Below are 18,608 nucleotides of genomic sequence, written 5' to 3'. Positions count from 1 at the left end.
TTTTATTCAGATATACCCTGCTCATCAAAATATTTCTTTGCACCAGGGTGAAGTGGCGCAGGTAGGTTTTTCAAAGCATTTTTGATATCAATATCCTTTGCAGCGTTATGGGTATCTTTTAATGTATCGAGATTTTCAAAGAATCCTTTTGTTAATTCATAAACTACTTCGTCTGATACGTCACTATGTGTTAGAAGTACATTGTTAACCCCAATAGTAGGAGTATCAATATCTAACCCATAGACATCAGCCCCAACTGTTGCCGGGAAGAATGAAGGGTAATTCTTTTGCATTTCTAACACTTTTTCCTCTGCGATTTCAACAACTACAATATCATTCGTAGTTTGTAGTTCCATGACACCAGCATTTGGTAGTCCTGAAGAAATCACAACTGCATCAATTGTGCCATTCTTAATTCCTTCCACACCTTCAGCGAATGAAAGAAAATCTTCATTAATATCGTCATAACTCATTCCATAAGCTTCCAAAACACGCTTCGCACTAATTTCTGTACCAGATGCAGGCGCACCTACAGCAACGTTTTTATCTTTTAAATCTTCAATGGTTTTAATACCGGAATCTGCAGTAGCAACGATTTGTAGATAGTTTGGATATAATGAAGCAATAGAACGGATATTTTCTTGAGCACCTTGTTCTTCAAAACTATCAATACCTTTATATCCATCCTCAGCAGCATCCCCCATAGAGAATCCAACCTCAGCGTCCCCTTTATTTAACGTTGTGATATTTGCAGCTGAGGCAGCTGTGGATTGGCTATTCGCGTTTGCTCCCATCTCTTGATAAATTTTTGCCATTGCACCGCCTAGTGGAAAATACACCCCTGATGAACCACCCGTTAGAACTGTAACGAATTCACCTTCTAAAGAAGAGCCGTCATCAGATCCACCAGTCTTGTTACTGCAAGCACCTAATACAAGAATAAGTGCTACAACCAAGCTAAAGCATAAAGTCTTTTTCATTAATTTCCCCTCCATTATTAATTGATATATTAATTCCTATATATATTAGGACTTAATAAAACAGGTTGTTGCGCACCGCTAGAAAACGCTTACATATATGAACAGAAAAAAACACCAAAAAGTAAGATCTCATTTCCATAGATGTCTTACCTAGGTGGTTTTTAAACATAACGAATAATTACAAAAAACTTTCGGAAAACCGTTTATTTATTTCATATTGTTCATAATAATACATTTATTTGGAATTGTAAATAATATTTTGCCAACTTGTTTCAAAAAATAAAACGCATCTTGATTTTAGGTGTGCTTACCCTATTGATAGATGTGTTAAAGTTATTTTGATGTGATTTTAGGGTTTGTTTTTCTACTAAACCACCATTTTAGTATAATAGGTACGAGTAAAACAATTAACAATATTCTCGAAAGTTGTAGAGCACTCACAACTGCTGGATCCCCTCCAACATTATATGCAGTTAATACCATCTCAAAAAATCCACCTGGGGCTATGCCCAGCATAGCAGTTGCTAAATCAAGTGATGTAAATGTTGCTAATAATGCACCTAAACCAAAAGATATTCCGATTATAGTAATAGATAGGCCAAAATATACAAAAGTGTATTTTCCTCCTACTTTTAAATCCTGAAACAGAATATTTTTTCCAAGACTTGCACCTACCGCTATCTGACCTGCATTCATAATGAGAGATGGTATTGAGGCTAGTTCTATTAGGCTAACATTAAGCAGTGCTGTAACACCTAAAGCACCAATAATGATTCCAGCAGGAATTTTATTCCGCATAAGAACAGAAACAACCACTGGTATTAAAAACCATAAGTAATCCATAAAATCCGTCGCTGTCGTATAAACTACTTGTTGATAATTCCTACCCCCAGTATTACCAAGAAAGTAAACCATAATTGGTGGTATAGTAAATAGCACTGTAACTAGACGAATTGTCTGAAAAATAATTACTAAAGATACGTTTCCTTTTAGCGACTCACTTGCAATGGCCATTTCAGATAAACCTCCTGGGATACAGGAGAATACACTGGTAACCTTGTCAACCCGGATCCACCTAGTTACCAGCATACCCAGTATGATACATGCTAAAATTAACAGACAGGTCACACCAATATATGGAAGCAAATAGGGAATCACCATTTTGAGTGTTTCCTTTGTAAAATATAAACCAAAGTAGATTCCTAGAATAATAAACCCGGAATCACGAATGTAATTTGGAATGTCCAATATTCTTTTCGTGAAACCTTGCCAAAGGATGACAAAGGTTAAAGGACCCAAAATCCATGGAAGTGGAGTATTTAGTAATAAAAATATGTACCCACCAACAACAGCAATAAGGGCTGCTTCTATTAGTGAAAAGATAACTTTGAATGACATTGCCTGAAAAGACCCCTTTAAAGTGAAATAAATATCCATCTTAACGTATCATGTTAATCTAAATTGAACAAGATTAGTTCAACCAAAATCTTTACCGTGATTTTTCTGAATATCACTGATAATTGCAGACCATAATGGATAACGAAAATACATTATGTTGAGAGGGAATAATTGATGGGAAAAGAATTAAAAAAAGTCTATTTAAATCGAAATATAGTGTCAGGGATTCTTTTCGGATTAGGGCTTGTTGCATTTCTAGATGAAGCGATTTTTCATCAAATACTTCACTGGCACAAATTTTATGATAGGTCCACAACGAGTATAGGGCTCATATCCGATGGAATTTTCCACGTTTTTAGCTGGTTTGCAACAGTCGGTGGATTATATTTAGTAGCTGATTTAAGAAGGAGAGATGCGTTTTTATATCCATTATGGCAGGGGAGTGTTTTATTAGGAGGTGGCGCCTTTAATTTATATGATGGAATTATTCAGCATAAAATTATGCGTATCCACCAAATCCGCTACGTAGAAAATCTAATCGTATATGATGTCATTTGGAACTTGCTTGCAGCGGCGATAATGCTTATTGGAATTGCCCTTATTATAAAATCAAAAAGTAAAGTAGCAGATAAAGAATGAATACACATCACCATCTCCCAGAAGCAATCCATTTTCTTGAAAAACTAATGGCGATTCCATTTATTGTTGGATTCATCGGCTACCTTCTCGCAGTATATTATTCCAATAGAAAGTTTAAAAAATGGCCATTCTATCGTATTATTTTCTTCACTCTAGGGATTCTGTGCGCCTTGTTATCCATTACAGGCCCATTAGCTAAACTTGCACATCAAGATTTTTCCATACATATGATTACCCATCTATTTCTTGGAATGCTGGCACCATTACTTTTGTTATTAGGTGCACCTATGACCATTTTTCTTCGTTCAATTTCTACGCATAATGCTAGAAAAGTAACGACTTTATTAAAAAGCAAACCTATTCAATTTATGCACCAACCTATTATCGCTTCGGTCCTGAATATGGGTGGATTGTGGCTTCTATATACAACAAGTCTATATTCATCCATGCATGAGAATGCTCTATTGTATCTCTTAATACATGTACATGTATTTCTGGCGAGTTATTTATTTACCATGTCTATGATTTACATCGAACCAACCCTGCAACGTCATACCTATATGTATCGTTCTATCATACTAGTAATTGCTTTAGCGGCACATGCTATCCTAGCCAAATACATCTATGCTTTTCCACCAAAGGGTGTACCACAACCTGAAGCCGAATTAGGAGGAATGTTGATGTACTATGGCGGAGACGCTATAGATCTGATTATCATTATTATTCTATGTCATCAATGGTATAAGGCTTCGAGACCTAGAATAAGAAAATCAACCGATTACTCCCATAGCAATCAAACTAGCGATATATTGTAGACAATATACAAGAAGTGACAGAAAACATCTTTTTCCGTTATAATAAAAGAAAAAGTAAAAGAAAATGAGGTATGAATAATGAACTTAAAAGATTTCTTCATTGGTATGTCACAAAATCAATTCTTAAATACTACTGCGAAAAAATACGGTTTAAAACTAGGTGCCCAATCTGTAGTTGCTGGTACTAATATTCAAGATATGATTCAAAGTGTAAAAGAATTAAATAACAATGGCATCTCTGCAACAATTGATAACTTGGGAGAATTTGTATTAGAAGAATCCGAAGCTCTTAATGCGAAGAACCAGATCTTAGAGGTAATTGAAGCAATTCATACAAACAATGCCGATGCCCATATTTCTTTAAAACCAACACAACTTGGGCTTGATATTGACTATGAGTTTTGTAAGCAGAACTTAAAAGAAATCGTTTCCAAAGCGAAAGAATATGATATCTTCATCAATTTTGACATGGAAGACTATGGCCATTTAAAACCCTCTTTTGATTTGATTGACGAGCTTTCTGTTGAATTCGATAATATTGGAACTGTTATTCAAGCGTATTTCTATGATTCAGTAAAAAACATTGAAAAATATAAGGACTATCGCCTACGCATTGTTAAAGGTGCATACAAAGAACCTGAATCAGTAGCATTCCAAGATAAAAAGGATATTGATAATAACTTCTTAAAACTAATAGAGTATCATTTACTTAGTGGAAAATTCACATCCATCGCAACACATGATCACAGAGTCATTAATCATGTGAAGGAATTTGTAAAAGAAAATAATGTTTCATTAGATAAATTTGAATTCCAAATGTTGTACGGATTCCGTAAAGATATGCAATTAGAATTAGCAAAAGAAGGCTATAACTTCTGTACCTATGTTCCATTTGGTGATGACTGGTATGGCTACTACATGCGTCGTCTAGCCGAACGTCCACAAAATATTAATCTCATGGTTAAACAAGTATTTAATAAGAGAACTAATACTGTATTAGGAGTTGCTGCAGGAGCATTTGTTTTAGGTAGATTGACTAAGAAGAGAAAAAAGTAAATTAATATTCCTCCAGCAACATTTTCTTGCTGGAGGATTTTTTGTATTAAGAATAATAGATAAAGCCTTCCATTCAAGAAGGACTTCCATCTAAAAACCTTTTAAAGCACTTTACTCAAGAAATCTTGAGTTCTAGTACTCTTTGGTTGGCCAAATACTTCAGAAGGTGTACCTTCCTCCATGATGATGCCTTCATCCATAAATAGTACCCTGTCACCCATTTCCCGTGCAAAGCCCATTTCATGAGTAACCACAACCATTGTCATACCATCCTTAGCGAGTTGTTTCATAACATCTAGCACTTCTTTTACCATTTCTGGGTCCAACGCAGATGTTGGTTCATCAAATAGCATGACCTTTGGTCGCATTGCCATAGCTCTCGCAATGGCTACACGTTGCATTTGTCCACCGGAAAGCTGTTCGGGATAAGCGCTAGCCTTATCTCTAAGCCCAACCTTCTCCAACAACTGGTACGCCAAATCATTCGCTTCTATCTCATGCATTTTTCTAATTCTCTTTGGGGCAATTGTGATATTTTCTAACACATTCATATGGGGAAATAGGTTGAATTGTTGAAACACCATCCCTACTTCTTTACGTATTTCATTAATATCCGTGTCTTTACTATTTATCTTAACGCCATCAATATATATGGATCCAGCTGTGACCTCTTCTAATAAATTGATACAGCGCAAAAAGGTACTTTTTCCAGACCCACTTGGACCAATAACACAGACTACTTCCTTTTCACTTATATTACAATTTATTCCTCTCAAAACCTCTAATTTTCCAAACGATTTATGCAATCCTTGTATTTTTATCATGTTTACCCTCCTGCCGAAGCGCGTCCGAATGAGAATAACCTGCGCCTTTGTGAAGGTATATAGCTGTTACTATACCGTTTTTCCACATAAGCAATTACTTTTGTAAATACCCATGTCAATAGTAAGTATAGAATAGCCACCGTAATGTACGGCTCCCAGAAACGTGCATAAGCACCTGCTACAACTTTTCCAGCATACAACAGGTCATTTGCAGCAATTACCGTTACCAAGGAAGAATCTTTTAACAAGGCTATTAATTCATTTCCAAGTGGTGGAATCATCCTGCGAAATGCCTGTGGCAAGATAATAAATCGCATTGCTTCCCCTTGCGGCATACCAAGAGAACGTGCTGCTTCCATTTGTCCTTTTTCAATTGACTGAATCCCCGCACGAATGATTTCTGCATTATAGGCTGCACAGTTTAGCATAAGTGCTGTAGCACCGGACACAAAGTAACCTAATGAATGACCGAAAATGCTTGGAATTACCGCTAAGTGAATAAGAAGGATTTGAACCAATAATGGTGTTCCACGAAAAAAATCCACATAATACTTGGCTGGATAATAAATCCACTTAATCTTAGAAAGCTTTCCTATCCCAAGGAAAAGCCCAAGTATGATACCACCGACATAACCAACAGCTGTAAGACTAAGTGTAATCCAAAGACCACGAATAAAAAGTTCTTTGTAATTCCAAATCATGTCAAACCGAATAGCATCTAAAAAATCTATCATGTCCACCTCCAGTATGATATCGGTCTGTTACTACCCTGAGGCTATTCGATATCCATACCAGTGATTTCTTTTAATGTGCCATCTTCTTTAATTTTTTGGATTCCTTCATTAAGCAAATCAATAATCTCTGAGTTCCCCTTTTGCACCATTAATCCATAGTATTCTTTTTCAAAACTATCATCTTCAAGTGTCTTCAATTCTACATCCGGATTGTTTTTCACATATTCTAAAACGACCGAGTTATCACCAACTGATGCATCTGCGTTTCCATTTAACATTTCCGTAATCGCAAGTGGCATTGTTTCTGTTGCAACAATATCTGCACTAGTATTTCCCAGTAAATCTTTGACAACCTCATGACCAGTTGTATTGATTTGTACCGATACTTTTTTATCCTTTAAATCTTCAAAACTCTTAATATCACTATCTGCAGGTACAAGAATTACCTGGTTTGCGACAAAGTATGGATCGGTAAAATCAAAGGTTTCCTTTCGATCCTTCGTAATGGTAATTGAAGATACCGCAAAATCAACTTCTCCATTTTCTACCGCAGCAAACAACGGCTCCCAGCCATAGTTCTTATATTCCACTTCGAAGCCTGCTGCATCTGCGATTGCATCTACAATATCAATGTCTATACCGACGATTTTCCCATTATCATCCATGTATTCCATTGGTGCATATGTAGCATCAGTAGCAACAACTAACTTTTCTCCTGATGAACCTGAGCCTGTGCTTGAACCACAAGCAGCTAAAATCAAACTTAATGTAATTACTAAGAAGACAACGGACCAGTATTTCTTAAAATACCTCATATAAAATGAATCCCCTCTCCCTTTTTGATATCATCACTCTTTTTACAATTATCAAATAATTTGGATGATTATTATAATTATATGCGAATATACGAGCATAATCAATACTATTCTAGTGCCATTAAAACACTAATCTTGTCGAAACTAATCGAATTGTTCGGTCTTAAGTACCATAAATAGTAAAGTGCCAGGCACTACGAATTGTCGAATTTATCGCAGTTCTGGCACTTATTGTATACTCATTAAGGAAAAAGGGAATAAGGAAATGATTACCTCACCTAATACATGTTTCTCATCAATTGTCCCTACGTTATGATCTCTACTATCCAAACTTTCACCTGGTGTTCGATTATCCCCTAAGACAAAATAGGATTTGCTCGGGACTATTATTTCCTCCATATCATTTGATAGACCCGTCGTATAGGTTTCGTTAACTATTTCCCCATTAACCAAAACAGCCCCATTCTGTATTGCAATTCTATCATTTGGTAATCCAATTACCCTTTTTATAACATTAAATCCATTGTCGTCTCGAAAAACAATCATATCATTCCGCTCAACTGTAAAAATCAGATTACTAGTTAATAATAGGTCACCATCTTCTATTGTAGGATTCATTGAATTACCAGAAATAGTAATAACTCCGATAACAAAACGAACAATAATGAATATCAATACTATACTGATAATAAAAACAGTCCAACTACCCCAACTGGCTTTCTTTTCCTCTTCTTTCTCAACACTACGTTCATCAACAAAAATACCCGTTTCCATCTATACCACCTACCACTAGAAGGATTTTAACTTATTCAGCAGATTCCACTTTATCACCAGAACCTTCTTCTTCCTTACGACTATTGTTTGGACTTTCTGGTTCTTGTACTTCTTCTTCTGAAATCTCATGTTCCTTTGCTGTTTCTATTATGCTTTCTTGATCTAAAGCATTTTCCCCACTTTCTTCACCTTTAATAACAGGTCTCACAACTGTTAATTCTCCGCAGTCCCTTAATTCGCTTTTATCCTTCAGCCCCAAAACAATATCCATTTCTATTTCTGCATTCAAAGCGATACACTCTAACTTATTAATAACATTTTCACCTGAATCCATTGTGACGTCATAATTTTTAATCAATTTATCAGCATATTCTTCTAATCTATTTTTCCGTTTTACCTTTTCATTCGTAAGAAATTCCTGATGTTGTTGTTCTGCTGAGGTAATCACATGTTGAATCTCACGTTTTAGTCTGGTTGTTTGCTCTACTTGTTCTAATGAGATGCTTTGCTCTAATTCATGAATAGATTGAGTTCTTTTATTATCCATCCAACTATATAACATCTGTGCAATATCCTGCTCAGCAAAAGCAACTCTAACACTACTGATCAATAAAAATATAGCGAAAAGTGTTCCAATTATTTTTAGGGATAGTTTCTTTCCTTTCTTCATAAATTAACCTCCTAATAGAAATAGATCCCCTGAAAGGATCTGCTCCAGGCATACATGGGAGTCAGACCCAATACTAGGCATCCACTTGATCTATAACACTATTATTGATTTATTCCATTTACAACTTCATCTAGAGCTGCTTTTGCACCATCTTCTAGTTCTTGTGCCTTAGCAACAATAATTGCTTCTTGATCTGCCACTAATGAATCTAGCAAAGTTGTCACTTGACCTCTTAGCTCTCTGATGTGAAATTCAATTTGGTTCTTTAAATTACGAGTTGTAATCTCCTCTTGATTTGCAAGCTCAGATCCAATAGCTTCTTGTGCTGCACGAATAGCATCTTCTAGTTCTTGAACTGCCTCATCTCTTGCTGTATTAATGTCTACTGCCATTTCATCTTGAGCAGCTTGACTAATTTCACCAGTATAGGTAGCTAAGTCATTAGTAGCGAACGCAAGCCCTTCTTGCTGAAGTCGTTGAATTTCAAAATAGCCATCTAGGAATACATTATAAAATTCTAGTCCAATATTTTCTAAAATAGCTTGTTCTTCTGCATCAAGAGAATCTAGATGACTTAGTTTGGCATTAATAATTTCTTCCAAAGATTCGCCAGTTGCTAATTCTCTAGATAAATCAATATCTACTAGTGCTTCTCCTTTTAATGCTTCATATTCTGCCTGTAATGCTGGGAGTCTGCTTTCCCCATATGCGGTAACCTCTTCCTCAATGGAGCTAACGGTTTGGCCGAACATACCTTCATACCATGCACGTAGATTAGCACCTGCATCTGTATTGGCAAATGCTACACCTGAACCGGATATAACCCCAACTGCTACAACACCTGCAATAATTTTCTTCTTCAAGCTCTTTCCTTTTTTCATCTCTATTCTCCCTTTCTATTCCTAAATTGATTGTTATCCTGTTCTAATAGTTCACTGATATATGAGGCAATATCTTCTCTAATCTCAGATTCGATTTCATTATTTTTTTGTTCTGTATACTCTGTAAAAGGTTCGTGAAGTTGAATATTCTCTTCTTTTTCAGCAAGATTCAATAGATATTTTCTTTTATACTGCTCGAGGTTGTTAGCAGTAGCGCCTGACATTTCCTTATATAGCAGCGCAAGATCTTCCTCTACTATTTCATGTTTATCATTTTGCGCTTTAAACAAGTTTTCAACACTACTAATCATGTCTTCTAGCCTCTCCTTATAAGTGAAACTATTTCCATGAACAGTCACCATTGAAAAAACTAGCAATAAAGAAGTTACTATCAAACCCACTAGTATTTTTTTCATTTATCACCCGACCTTCCTATCATATTTTTTCCAACTTTTCACATAAATATCACCCGTTGTGCCCATATTAACAGGAAATTCAGAATAAAGAATCCTATAAATCTACTATTTGTTTATTGGTATAATAGTTTCAAAAAAACAGCTAAAACTCTAAAATAATGTAGATAGATTCCTTTATTACTGGAGATAATGTTTATTCAAGTCGAAATAGGATTAATGTTGATGAAATCATAAACTTTAACTACTAGAAATTTGGATACAACCAATACCAGTAGATAGAACCTAATAGTCCCCTTTACCTAAACTTCTTACCCTATGGTCTGCAAAATTTGTTTACAAATAGACTTAATGGTTACTACCTGGCATATAGTGTCTACTATTTTCCTGTAATTTGCTCTTTCGACATAAAACAATAAAGGACCTAAACTACTTTCATGTACTAAGTGATAGATTAATAGAATACTACTTACATAAAATACCCAACCAAAGAAGCAGAACTCTCACTTCTCCCAGTCAATTGTCCTAGTAGATAACCGGTGTCACCTACTAATAAAGAACCATTTTTTTTAAAGTCCACGAAAATTTTAACTATAAAGGTATAAATCTATTATTTACTGTCCATCCTTTTTGATAGATTCATAATCTGAAAGAAAGGGATTGAGAGAATATGAGTAAAGTTTTAAAGATGTTTTTGGGGACAGGGTTATTCGTTGTGTTTGTATCGTTCTTTCCTATAAATAACGCACATGCACAAGAAATAGAAAATGATCATAATAAATTATTTGAAGTTCAAACTGAAAGCCTGATGCGAACTGCTCCCAGTGAAGAAGCAGAAAGTATTGGTACATTAGTAGAAGGAGATAAACTCCGTACATTTGATGAGATTGACGGTTGGGTGAAAACCTTCTATAATGGACAGCCTGTTTGGGTTTACTCAGAAAAATTAGTATTAATTGAAGATAATAGTGCACCTGAAGATACAGAAGTAAAAGAAGATAAGGAAAATCCATCAGAAAAAGCTCCAGTTGAAAAAGAACAAGAAGAATTAAATAAAGTAGAAGGTAATAAATCCGTGCCGGTGGAAGATGATAGCAACGATTCAGAGCAGCAGCATGAAGATTTCTTTTTCGAAAAGAACAAACCGGAACATGCATTAGATGAACAAGTTGAGATACCGGTGGGCATTTACACACCAAATAAAGTCCAAATTTCTGAAGATACAATTGTTGTGACAAAAAATACATTAGATGGATATGATATTCTAATCGATGCTGGCCACGGTGGTGGTGACCCTGGTGCCGTTAAAGATGATGTTTATGAAAAAAACATTACGCTTTCTACTGCGAAAAAGCTGGCTGAGTATTTGGAGCAAGAAGGAGCTACAGTAAATTTCACAAGGAAAGATGATACGTTTATATCATTACAGAATAGGGTAAAGCAGAGTAATACCCACAAAACAGATGTATTTATTAGTCTCCATTATGACTATTTTAGTGATTCATCTGTAAATGGTATTAATACGTATTATTCCAATTCCACAACAAGCGGAAATCTTGCAAAAGAGATTCATACAGCGCTAACTAATAACCTGGATATGTCTGATCGGGGTATAAGAAAAGAAGGTTATTATGTATTAGCACATAACCAAAATCCTGCCGTTTTACTTGAGTTAGGATTTATGACCAATCCAGGAGATCTTGAGAAAATGCAAACAGAAGAATATCAGGAATCCGTAGCAAAAGCCATTACGGAAGGATTAATGGAGTATTATGATAAAATATCTGTTAAATAGGTTAGATTGTTAGTTAGACCCTCCCTTTAATATAGCTGGCACCTGGATCTATGGATTCTGGTGCACTTTTTTTCTTTTGACAATAGGAAAATCCCTCTGTTTATGCCCGTACAGAGGGATTTTCCTCACATATCGTATTCAACTTTCTCAAATCGAAATTCTTCTAATGCTTCTTCATCGATATCGTAACCAATTCCTGGGTCTGTTGGGACGTTAATAATACCATTTTCTACTACAACTTCTGGTTTAATAATATCCTTCTCCCAATAACGAGAAGAACCCGCAGTGTCTCCAGGTAAAACAAAATTGGAAAGCGTTGTAATGGCGACATTATGGGCCCGCCCTACTCCAGCTTCTAACATGCCACCACACCAAACAGGTATACCGTGCGCTTTACAATAATCATGGATTTTAACAGATTCAGACAATCCTCCAACACGACCAACTTTAATATTGATGATATTACAGCTACCAAGTTCAATTGCCTTTTGGGCATCATACAAAGAATAAATACTTTCATCTAAACAAATTGGAGTCTTAATTTCTTTTTGCAGCTTTGCATGATCAATAATATCATTATGTTGCAATGGTTGTTCAATCATCATTAAATCTAAATCATCTAGTTGCTTTAACAATTCAATATCATGTAAGGTATAGGCGGAATTGGCATCAGCCATAATCTGCGTATCTGGGAATGCAGCTCGCACTTGACGAAGCATGTCCACATCATGTCCAGGCTTTATCTTTAACTTTATTCGTTTATATCCTTGCTCCAAAAATCCCTCAATTTTCATCAACAAATCATTTATTGTTGGCTGAATACCTATACTAATTCCTACATCAATTTCTGTTTTCTCTCCTCCAAGCGCCTTAGCAAGTGATACTCCCTGCCGCTTCGCATAAAGATCCCATACAGCACCCTCAATGGCTGCCTTAGCCATATTATTTCCACGCAATCTACCAAAAAGCGGGGAAACTTCATCCGGATGTTCGATTGGACTTTCACGTAATATAGGAATTAAAAAGTCTTCTATCATAATTTTATTGGACTTTACTGTCTCTTCCGTATACCAAGGAATTGGGAACGAAACACTCTCTCCAAAGCCGCGGTTCCCATTTGCATCTACTGCCTCTACAATGAAGAACTCTTTGTCTTGCATGGTTCCAAAACTCGTAGTGAACGGAAAAATCATTCGCATCTTAAGTCGATGTAAAATAATCTTCTTTAATGGTATTGCCATTTATACCCCTTCTTCCTTATGAACTGCAAAAACAGTAATAACTTACACCATTACCTCGAATGACATCTCTACCTTGATATCCATTTGCAATTAACATTTTGAATATGTCCCTTGTCGCCATGCGCCATTCTATTGCCAAATCAATGTCACGTTGCTTTATTTCCTGAATATTGTCTGGAATAGCAACAAACCAAGACTTGCCATCCTTTTGAAAATCAACGCTTGACCGTTTAGGCTTTTCATCCTCATCCATTTCCAGGATAACCCTCGATGTTTCAAATACAATTGCTTTCCGTTCCTGTTCTTTCCGGAAATACCATTCCACTTGGAAACGATCGGTTGCAAGCCCACTATTCAATCCATCATCCAATTCACCATAATGATTTTCCTTATAAGTAGTAACCACTCCGCCTAATTTATGTAAGTTTAAATAAGCGTTCACACTTTCAAGAGGGTCAAATGTCCAAATCATCATGTCATAACCCTTATTTCCTGCCACTTCAGCTTGCTTTAACTTTATCTTACCACCAAGACCTAATTTTCGATATTCTGGTAACACTCCTAAGGTATGTGAAACTAGATAAGGGTTTTTTCCATTAAAACCAGGAAAACTGTACTGGAAACCAATCATCCTTCCATCAAGAAAAGCACCAATCATGACACCACCATTATAATAGGCGGTGTACGTTTGATGGATCGGTGTCGGCATATCCCCCCAAATAGCATGCTCCACTTTTTGCATTTCCTCTAGTTCAACTAAAGTTGTAATTTCTCTAATCTCTATTCCCATTCAATCCCCTCTAATCTGGTAGTTTTCAACTGTTTTCAACATCGCCTTTACTATGATTTCCACACTTGGCTCTATTGCTTCATGATTAAAAACCATATTCGGATGATGTAATCCCGGCTCCAGATCACAGCCAACTGCAAGCATAGTTGCTTTTAGGTTAGGTCTTTTAATCGTATAAAAGTGAAAATCATCCCCACCAGTTGTTGTAATCATTGGTACTAAATGTTCTGCTCCAACCGTATCGATAATAGCCGTTTCCATAATCTTGCTTGCTTCCTCATTGATAACTGCAGCAGCTACACTTGAACTAATGGAAAGTTCAATGTCTACTTGATGATAATCTGAAAGCATCTTAGCAATACGCTCCACTTTTCCCATCAATTCTTCCATTGCTTCATTCGTTTGTGCACGCATATCTACCGAAAATGTAGCATTACCTGGAATGATATTGGTACTCTCCCCACCAGCATGGAAGCTAGTCATTTTCACGGAATGGGGAATCATAGGATCCAGATAAATATTATTCAAATGCTGGAAAAATTCACTGCCAATCTGAATTGCATTTGCATTCAAATGAGGTCTTGCTCCATGAGCATCTTCTCCAGTAATTACACCATCAACTGACCAAGAAGCTCCATGTCGTATTGCGGGTGAAAATTGGCCATTGCGTAATTCTTGTATAGGGCGCAAATGAAGTCCATAAAGATAGTCCACCTGATCCACTACGCCTTTATCGACAAGTGTGAGTGCTCCATCACCTTTTTCCTCACCAGGTTGGAAAATAAAACGAAATGTACCTTGATTCGGAATTCCATCCTCAAGTAATGTGAATAAAACACCAAGAACAATGGTCATATGGGCATCATGGCCACAAGAATGATTGGCTGTAAATTCCCCATTCACTTCTTGCCATAATGCATCAATATCTGCCCGCAGTGCAACAATTGGTTTTCCACTCCCAATTTCAACGACTAAACCCGGTGTATCCTCGAACGTTTTAATCGTACATTCTTTTTCTTCGAGCAATCCTTTAATATATTCCGTTGTTTTATATTCCTTCCAGCTTATTTCTGGATTTGCATGTAAGTGGTTAAAAATATCTGTTAATAATGGCCTAAGCTTAACGTATGTTGTTCCCATGGTGTCCCTGATACCCCTTTCTACTACTAGCATATGCAATATATTTGTTTTTTCTATACCCAATAATCTGTTATTTCAATCACTTTTCTATGTTCAAATCTTATGGGAAAAGTATGATGGAGTCAACCAACGAGAACCGTAGCCAGAGGTCAAAATAAAAAGGAAGTGGATCAACAATTGTCCCACTTCCTAATTACACACTTTCCACTAAACTTTAACCGGCTCCAGGACCATGCCATCCTTCATTCGAATTAACCGATTCCCATACTCAGCCGCTTCTTCCGAATGTGTCACTTGAACAATCGTAATGCCCTTTTCCTTATTGATTCGATGGAAAAGCTCCATAATTTCTGTTCCTGTCTTACTATCTAAGTTCCCAATTGGTTCATCCGCTAATATTAATGCAGGATTTAGGATTAGTGCTCTTGCTATTGCCACTCGTTGTTGTTGCCCACCCGATAACTCTCTTGGCGTGTACTTTCTCCGTGCAGACAATCCAACTATTTCTAAAATTTCATCCAGCTGTTCTTTATAATCTACAGTCTTCTTCTTATCCATTGTTACAGGGAGCAAAATATTCTCTTCTACTGTAAGGTTTTGGACCAAGTTATAAAATTGAAAAACAAAGCCCATGGATTTCCTTCGTAATTTACTCTTTTCTTTATCCTTCATCTGATTAATATCTTTTTCCTGAATAAATACCCGTCCTGAAGTTGGTTCATCAATACCACCTAGTAAATATAGCAACGTGCTTTTTCCAGAGCCTGATGGCCCCATAATGGAAACAAAATCTCCTGTTTCAATAGTTATCTCAACATCTTTAATAACGGGAATATCATTCCCACCCACCTTAAAACTCTTACAAAGCTTCTCTGTCCAAATCATACTCGCCATTTCAACATGCCTCCCTATTCATAACGCAATTCCTTCATAATATTTAGTTTGAATACTTTACGTACTAGTGACAAGCTCGATAAGCTTAGCAAGATGACAACAATCAGGCTTAACAAACCAAAAAGGCCAAAGGTGAAATCGAATTCTGTTTGCATTCCTATTGCATAAAGTAGCTTTGTTAACAGGATATTTAACGCGAATCCACCAAACAGACCAATAATTACTACTGCAAGGAAGGTGGTAAGCATTTCGGATAGAAGCATTTTCACAATTTGTCCCTTACTCATACATACGGAGTAAAGAATTGCATATTCCTTTTTACGCTGATTAAAGGAAACCATTAAATTATTGGAGATTCCTAAAACACCTACTATCATACCTAAACCAATAATCATCGTAATTCCATCAATTAATGTATCAATCGTGGCTTTTTGTGAGCCAAGCATCTCATCAAAAGTAATAACCTCTAAATCATGATTGATGTAAGAATCGGTTATACTCTCCTTTAATTCTTCTGCCGTGTATCCATCTTTCACTCTCAGAACCAGTTCATGAAAAATACCAGCAAAATACGTTTCAAAGAAAGGCATTGAAATTAAAGCAGAGTTGCGACTAGATGAAAAGCCCGAACTATCCATCGTTCCCGAAACTACCATTTCCATCGGTTTAGAATGTTCAATTGGTTCATCATTTAAATCTACCGGTTGAATTTCAATGATGTCCCCTATGGAAAGGCCATACTTTTTCGTCATATATTCATCTAGAATAATTGCATTTTCAAGATTTATTAATTTGTCCTTATCGATATCCAAATACTTAATTCCCTCATAAAAATCATCCATCACAGTAAAATCGTTAACCCCTTGGATTACAATTGAAGTTTGAACACCGTCCAAACTTGATATTCCCAGACTTATTGTTTGCTTGTAGCTTTCTGATACTCCGTCCATTTCCTTAATTTCATCTGCGATGGCTAGATTATTATCCGGTAACGATAGCGTTACATCAAAATCCTTTTCCAATGTATTGGTAACGTACCGGTCTATTCCGGCACTAGAAATACCTACCATTAATAATAGTAAAAACACGACCATTATCATGCTTACATTATTTGCAACAATCTTATTACCAGCAATGTTTTTTATCCCAATCTTAAACTCTCCGGCAGTGCTTTTTCCGAGTAATACAAGTATGAAACGGGAAATTCCATTTAATAAAGTAGGCATTAGCATCACAATGGAAACAAATAAGAGTAGTAAGGATAGAATCGCAAGTAGTATATCATCATATCTGTTTACAAAGTATATCAAAAAGGCCAATGCCAATAACAGAATCCCTAAAATCAATCCCCATTTTGAACGCTTTTCTGGTGTAAACGATGTGTCGAAAAGCACTTCTTTTAACGGTTTACTGTTTGCTTTTAGAATCCGAAAGAAGCTGATTAAAGCCGGGAATATCATGCCGAACAAAAGTGCAGTAAACAAGTATACTGCATTATATGTAACAATGGTTTCCACTCCATATTCCTTATATTCATTAAAAACATCTGCTGCATATGGAAGTAAAATAACAGCTAGTACAATTCCTAATACAGATCCTATAACACCATATACAAAGAATTCTAAGAAAAGAACGCGATTCATCATGCCCTTATGAGCACCGACACTCCGAAATGTACCCATGACCGGCAATCGTTCCGTAATGATTAATTTTGTTAGGGATGAGATAACATATGCACTTATTAACACAATAATAATGATGGATAACATCATAACCATTTGAAAGGTTTGCTCATCACGTAGGATTGAATCTGCTGCATTGGTCTTTTGAACTACAAAATTATCATTTATTTCCCTTAGACTGGCAATAGTAGAATCTATCTCTTCAGTCGGAACTTGTAATAGTGTACTAGCAACCATATTTGACGTTCCATATATATCATTTATTCTCAGTGAGTCGGTGATAAGGAGTACGTCTCCCTTTTCCGAATAAAATAAGCCATCCGGTTTACTTATTCCTCCAATATTGAAATCATATGTATCTTTGCCACGAGTTATTTCCAGTCGATCCCCAATTGCTAGACCATAATCTGAAGCAATTCTTTGACTAATGATCACGGCATCATTACCTAGCTTTACTTCCCCTGATATAACATCAATTAAGTCCATTTCTTTAGCAGTTTTGGTATCCATCCCATATAAGGACACAGTTTTTTCGTCGCCATTAAGCTTGGTTTTTCCATTTACTTGGATTAGATCTAGACGACTCATAGAGTTTAATCCTGCTAATTCAAGTTCACTAGTCTCATAGAATGGATTCCCATCATCTGTATTCTTGTTAACAATGAGGTTAGCGTCTCCATAGGCTCCCTGTAACATGGTTGAATACGTCTCATTGATAATTGAATTTAAACTAAGCCCTATAAATAGAACTAGTGTTGATAAAAGAATTGTTAAGAGAACAATCGCTGACCTAAGCTTTTTTTCAAAGATATTTTTTATAACATGTTTTATAATTATTTTCATCACGTGTCCTCCACAAGGAATTTAGAACCAGGTAATTATACTTAACATAAACTATAAACAAAAAATAAACAAGATTAAATATATTTTGTGATAATTTATCTAATACAGATCAGGAGTTCTTTTTTCTATCTGAGGTAATAAATCAGATTTCTAGAATTCTACCAAGTTTTCAAAAACTATTCATATACAAATTAAGAAAAAGAGGGGATATCCCCTCTTTTGGA

18 protein-coding genes are annotated in these 18,608 nt (G+C 36.0%); 4 read left to right on the top strand and 14 right to left on the bottom strand.

The window, feature by feature from the left end; translation table 11 throughout:
* Nucleotides 1–2: 2 nt before the first annotated feature.
* A complete protein-coding gene (locus tag TY11_RS13040; protein WP_042146843.1) occupies nt 3–980 on the bottom strand; it encodes a TAXI family TRAP transporter solute-binding subunit in 978 nt (325 codons plus the stop codon).
* Nucleotides 981–1,313: 333 nt separating this feature from the next.
* Nucleotides 1,314–2,378 carry an AbrB family transcriptional regulator gene (locus tag TY11_RS13035; RefSeq protein ID WP_042146841.1) on the bottom strand — a complete coding sequence of 355 codons (1,065 nt, stop codon included), beginning with the start codon at nt 2,376–2,378 and terminating at the stop codon, nt 1,314–1,316.
* Between the two features lie 174 nt (nt 2,379–2,552).
* Between TY11_RS13035 and TY11_RS13030 the strand changes: the two genes are divergently transcribed.
* The 3 genes from TY11_RS13030 to TY11_RS13020 all read left to right on the top strand — a co-directional run bounded on the left by TY11_RS13030 (nt 2,553) and on the right by TY11_RS13020 (nt 4,888).
* A complete protein-coding gene (locus TY11_RS13030) occupies nt 2,553–3,017 on the top strand; it encodes a DUF2243 domain-containing protein (protein ID WP_042146838.1) in 465 nt (154 codons plus the stop codon).
* The gene (locus TY11_RS13025; RefSeq protein WP_042146836.1) at nt 3,014–3,832 is read left to right on the top strand and encodes a cytochrome c oxidase assembly protein; all 819 of its coding nucleotides are present in this window, start codon (nt 3,014–3,016) and stop codon (nt 3,830–3,832) included. The genes TY11_RS13030 and TY11_RS13025 overlap by 4 nt, the downstream gene beginning before the upstream one ends.
* Nucleotides 3,833–3,910: 78 nt before the next feature.
* Entirely contained in the window at nt 3,911–4,888 is a 978-nt protein-coding gene (locus TY11_RS13020) for a proline dehydrogenase family protein (RefSeq protein ID WP_042146833.1), read from the top strand.
* A gap of 101 nt (nt 4,889–4,989) precedes the next feature.
* Here TY11_RS13020 and TY11_RS13015 read toward each other — a convergent pair whose 3' ends face one another.
* The 7 genes from TY11_RS13015 to TY11_RS12985 form a co-directional block, all read right to left on the bottom strand.
* Nucleotides 4,990–5,712 carry an amino acid ABC transporter ATP-binding protein gene (locus tag TY11_RS13015; protein ID WP_042146831.1) on the bottom strand — a complete coding sequence of 241 codons (723 nt, stop codon included), beginning with the start codon at nt 5,710–5,712 and terminating at the stop codon, nt 4,990–4,992.
* Between the two features lie 2 nt (nt 5,713–5,714).
* Complete coding sequence (locus tag TY11_RS13010) at nt 5,715–6,446, bottom strand: amino acid ABC transporter permease (protein ID WP_369797412.1); 732 nt, start codon at nt 6,444–6,446, stop codon at nt 5,715–5,717.
* 41 nt (nt 6,447–6,487) lie between these two features.
* The gene (locus TY11_RS13005; protein ID WP_042146829.1) at nt 6,488–7,261 is read right to left on the bottom strand and encodes a basic amino acid ABC transporter substrate-binding protein; all 774 of its coding nucleotides are present in this window, start codon (nt 7,259–7,261) and stop codon (nt 6,488–6,490) included.
* 228 nt (nt 7,262–7,489) lie between these two features.
* Complete coding sequence (gene lepB / locus TY11_RS13000; protein ID WP_042146827.1) at nt 7,490–8,035, bottom strand: signal peptidase I; 546 nt, start codon at nt 8,033–8,035, stop codon at nt 7,490–7,492.
* A gap of 31 nt (nt 8,036–8,066) precedes the next feature.
* On the bottom strand, nt 8,067–8,705 hold the full coding sequence (locus tag TY11_RS12995; protein WP_042146825.1) for a hypothetical protein: 639 nt from the start codon (nt 8,703–8,705) through the stop codon (nt 8,067–8,069).
* Between the two features lie 101 nt (nt 8,706–8,806).
* Complete coding sequence (locus TY11_RS12990; protein WP_042146823.1) at nt 8,807–9,586, bottom strand: hypothetical protein; 780 nt, start codon at nt 9,584–9,586, stop codon at nt 8,807–8,809.
* A 2-nt stretch (nt 9,587–9,588) separates the two neighbouring features.
* On the bottom strand, nt 9,589–10,002 hold the full coding sequence (locus TY11_RS12985) for a hypothetical protein (RefSeq protein ID WP_042146821.1): 414 nt from the start codon (nt 10,000–10,002) through the stop codon (nt 9,589–9,591).
* Between the two features lie 667 nt (nt 10,003–10,669).
* Here TY11_RS12985 and TY11_RS19875 point away from each other — a divergent pair.
* A complete protein-coding gene (locus tag TY11_RS19875; protein WP_052345828.1) occupies nt 10,670–11,794 on the top strand; it encodes an N-acetylmuramoyl-L-alanine amidase family protein in 1,125 nt (374 codons plus the stop codon).
* Nucleotides 11,795–11,919: 125 nt separating this feature from the next.
* Here TY11_RS19875 and menC read toward each other — a convergent pair whose 3' ends face one another.
* The 5 genes from menC to TY11_RS12955 form a co-directional block, all read right to left on the bottom strand.
* Nucleotides 11,920–13,035 carry an o-succinylbenzoate synthase gene (menC, locus tag TY11_RS12975; protein WP_042146819.1) on the bottom strand — a complete coding sequence of 372 codons (1,116 nt, stop codon included), beginning with the start codon at nt 13,033–13,035 and terminating at the stop codon, nt 11,920–11,922.
* A gap of 16 nt (nt 13,036–13,051) precedes the next feature.
* The gene (locus tag TY11_RS12970; protein ID WP_042146817.1) at nt 13,052–13,825 is read right to left on the bottom strand and encodes a GNAT family N-acetyltransferase; all 774 of its coding nucleotides are present in this window, start codon (nt 13,823–13,825) and stop codon (nt 13,052–13,054) included.
* Nucleotides 13,826–14,965: a M20 peptidase aminoacylase family protein gene (locus TY11_RS12965; RefSeq protein ID WP_042146815.1), complete on the bottom strand. Its 1,140-nt coding sequence runs from the start codon at nt 14,963–14,965 to the stop codon at nt 13,826–13,828.
* A 207-nt stretch (nt 14,966–15,172) separates the two neighbouring features.
* The gene (locus TY11_RS12960) at nt 15,173–15,859 is read right to left on the bottom strand and encodes an ABC transporter ATP-binding protein (RefSeq protein ID WP_042146812.1); all 687 of its coding nucleotides are present in this window, start codon (nt 15,857–15,859) and stop codon (nt 15,173–15,175) included.
* Nucleotides 15,860–15,873: 14 nt separating this feature from the next.
* Nucleotides 15,874–18,384 (bottom strand): ABC transporter permease, encoded by a 2,511-nt coding sequence (locus TY11_RS12955; RefSeq protein ID WP_042146810.1) that lies wholly within the window; start codon nt 18,382–18,384, stop codon nt 15,874–15,876.
* Nucleotides 18,385–18,608: the final 224 nt, after the last annotated feature.

Source organism: Paucisalibacillus algeriensis, assembly GCF_000577245.1.
Taxonomy (GTDB): domain Bacteria; phylum Bacillota; class Bacilli; order Bacillales; family Amphibacillaceae; genus Ornithinibacillus.
The sequence above is the reverse complement of the archived record's forward strand: the minus strand, read 5'-3'. Positions and strand labels throughout refer to the sequence as shown.

Excerpts from the sequence above, each read along its gene's own strand:
- TY11_RS12960 (WP_042146812.1), bottom strand. The coding sequence starts at position 15,859 with ATGGCGAGTATGATTTGGACAGAGAAGCTTTGTAAGAGTTTTAAGGTG.
- TY11_RS12965 (WP_042146815.1), bottom strand. The coding sequence starts at position 14,965 with ATGGGAACAACATACGTTAAGCTTAGGCCATTATTAACAGATATTTTT.
- TY11_RS19875 (WP_052345828.1), top strand. The coding sequence starts at position 10,670 with ATGAGTAAAGTTTTAAAGATGTTTTTGGGGACAGGGTTATTCGTTGTG.
- TY11_RS12995 (WP_042146825.1), bottom strand. The coding sequence starts at position 8,705 with ATGAAGAAAGGAAAGAAACTATCCCTAAAAATAATTGGAACACTTTTC.
- TY11_RS12985 (WP_042146821.1), bottom strand. The coding sequence starts at position 10,002 with ATGAAAAAAATACTAGTGGGTTTGATAGTAACTTCTTTATTGCTAGTT.
- TY11_RS13040 (WP_042146843.1), bottom strand. The coding sequence starts at position 980 with ATGAAAAAGACTTTATGCTTTAGCTTGGTTGTAGCACTTATTCTTGTA.
- lepB (WP_042146827.1), bottom strand. The coding sequence starts at position 8,035 with ATGGAAACGGGTATTTTTGTTGATGAACGTAGTGTTGAGAAAGAAGAG.
- TY11_RS13020 (WP_042146833.1), top strand. The coding sequence starts at position 3,911 with ATGAACTTAAAAGATTTCTTCATTGGTATGTCACAAAATCAATTCTTA.
- TY11_RS13010 (WP_369797412.1), bottom strand. The coding sequence starts at position 6,446 with ATGATAGATTTTTTAGATGCTATTCGGTTTGACATGATTTGGAATTAC.
- TY11_RS13015 (WP_042146831.1), bottom strand. The coding sequence starts at position 5,712 with ATGATAAAAATACAAGGATTGCATAAATCGTTTGGAAAATTAGAGGTT.
- TY11_RS13025 (WP_042146836.1), top strand. The coding sequence starts at position 3,014 with ATGAATACACATCACCATCTCCCAGAAGCAATCCATTTTCTTGAAAAA.
- TY11_RS12955 (WP_042146810.1), bottom strand. The coding sequence starts at position 18,384 with ATGAAAATAATTATAAAACATGTTATAAAAAATATCTTTGAAAAAAAG.
- TY11_RS13005 (WP_042146829.1), bottom strand. The coding sequence starts at position 7,261 with ATGAGGTATTTTAAGAAATACTGGTCCGTTGTCTTCTTAGTAATTACA.
- TY11_RS13035 (WP_042146841.1), bottom strand. The coding sequence starts at position 2,378 with ATGTCATTCAAAGTTATCTTTTCACTAATAGAAGCAGCCCTTATTGCT.
- TY11_RS13030 (WP_042146838.1), top strand. The coding sequence starts at position 2,553 with ATGGGAAAAGAATTAAAAAAAGTCTATTTAAATCGAAATATAGTGTCA.
- menC (WP_042146819.1), bottom strand. The coding sequence starts at position 13,035 with ATGGCAATACCATTAAAGAAGATTATTTTACATCGACTTAAGATGCGA.
- TY11_RS12970 (WP_042146817.1), bottom strand. The coding sequence starts at position 13,825 with ATGGGAATAGAGATTAGAGAAATTACAACTTTAGTTGAACTAGAGGAA.
- TY11_RS12990 (WP_042146823.1), bottom strand. The coding sequence starts at position 9,586 with ATGAAAAAAGGAAAGAGCTTGAAGAAGAAAATTATTGCAGGTGTTGTA.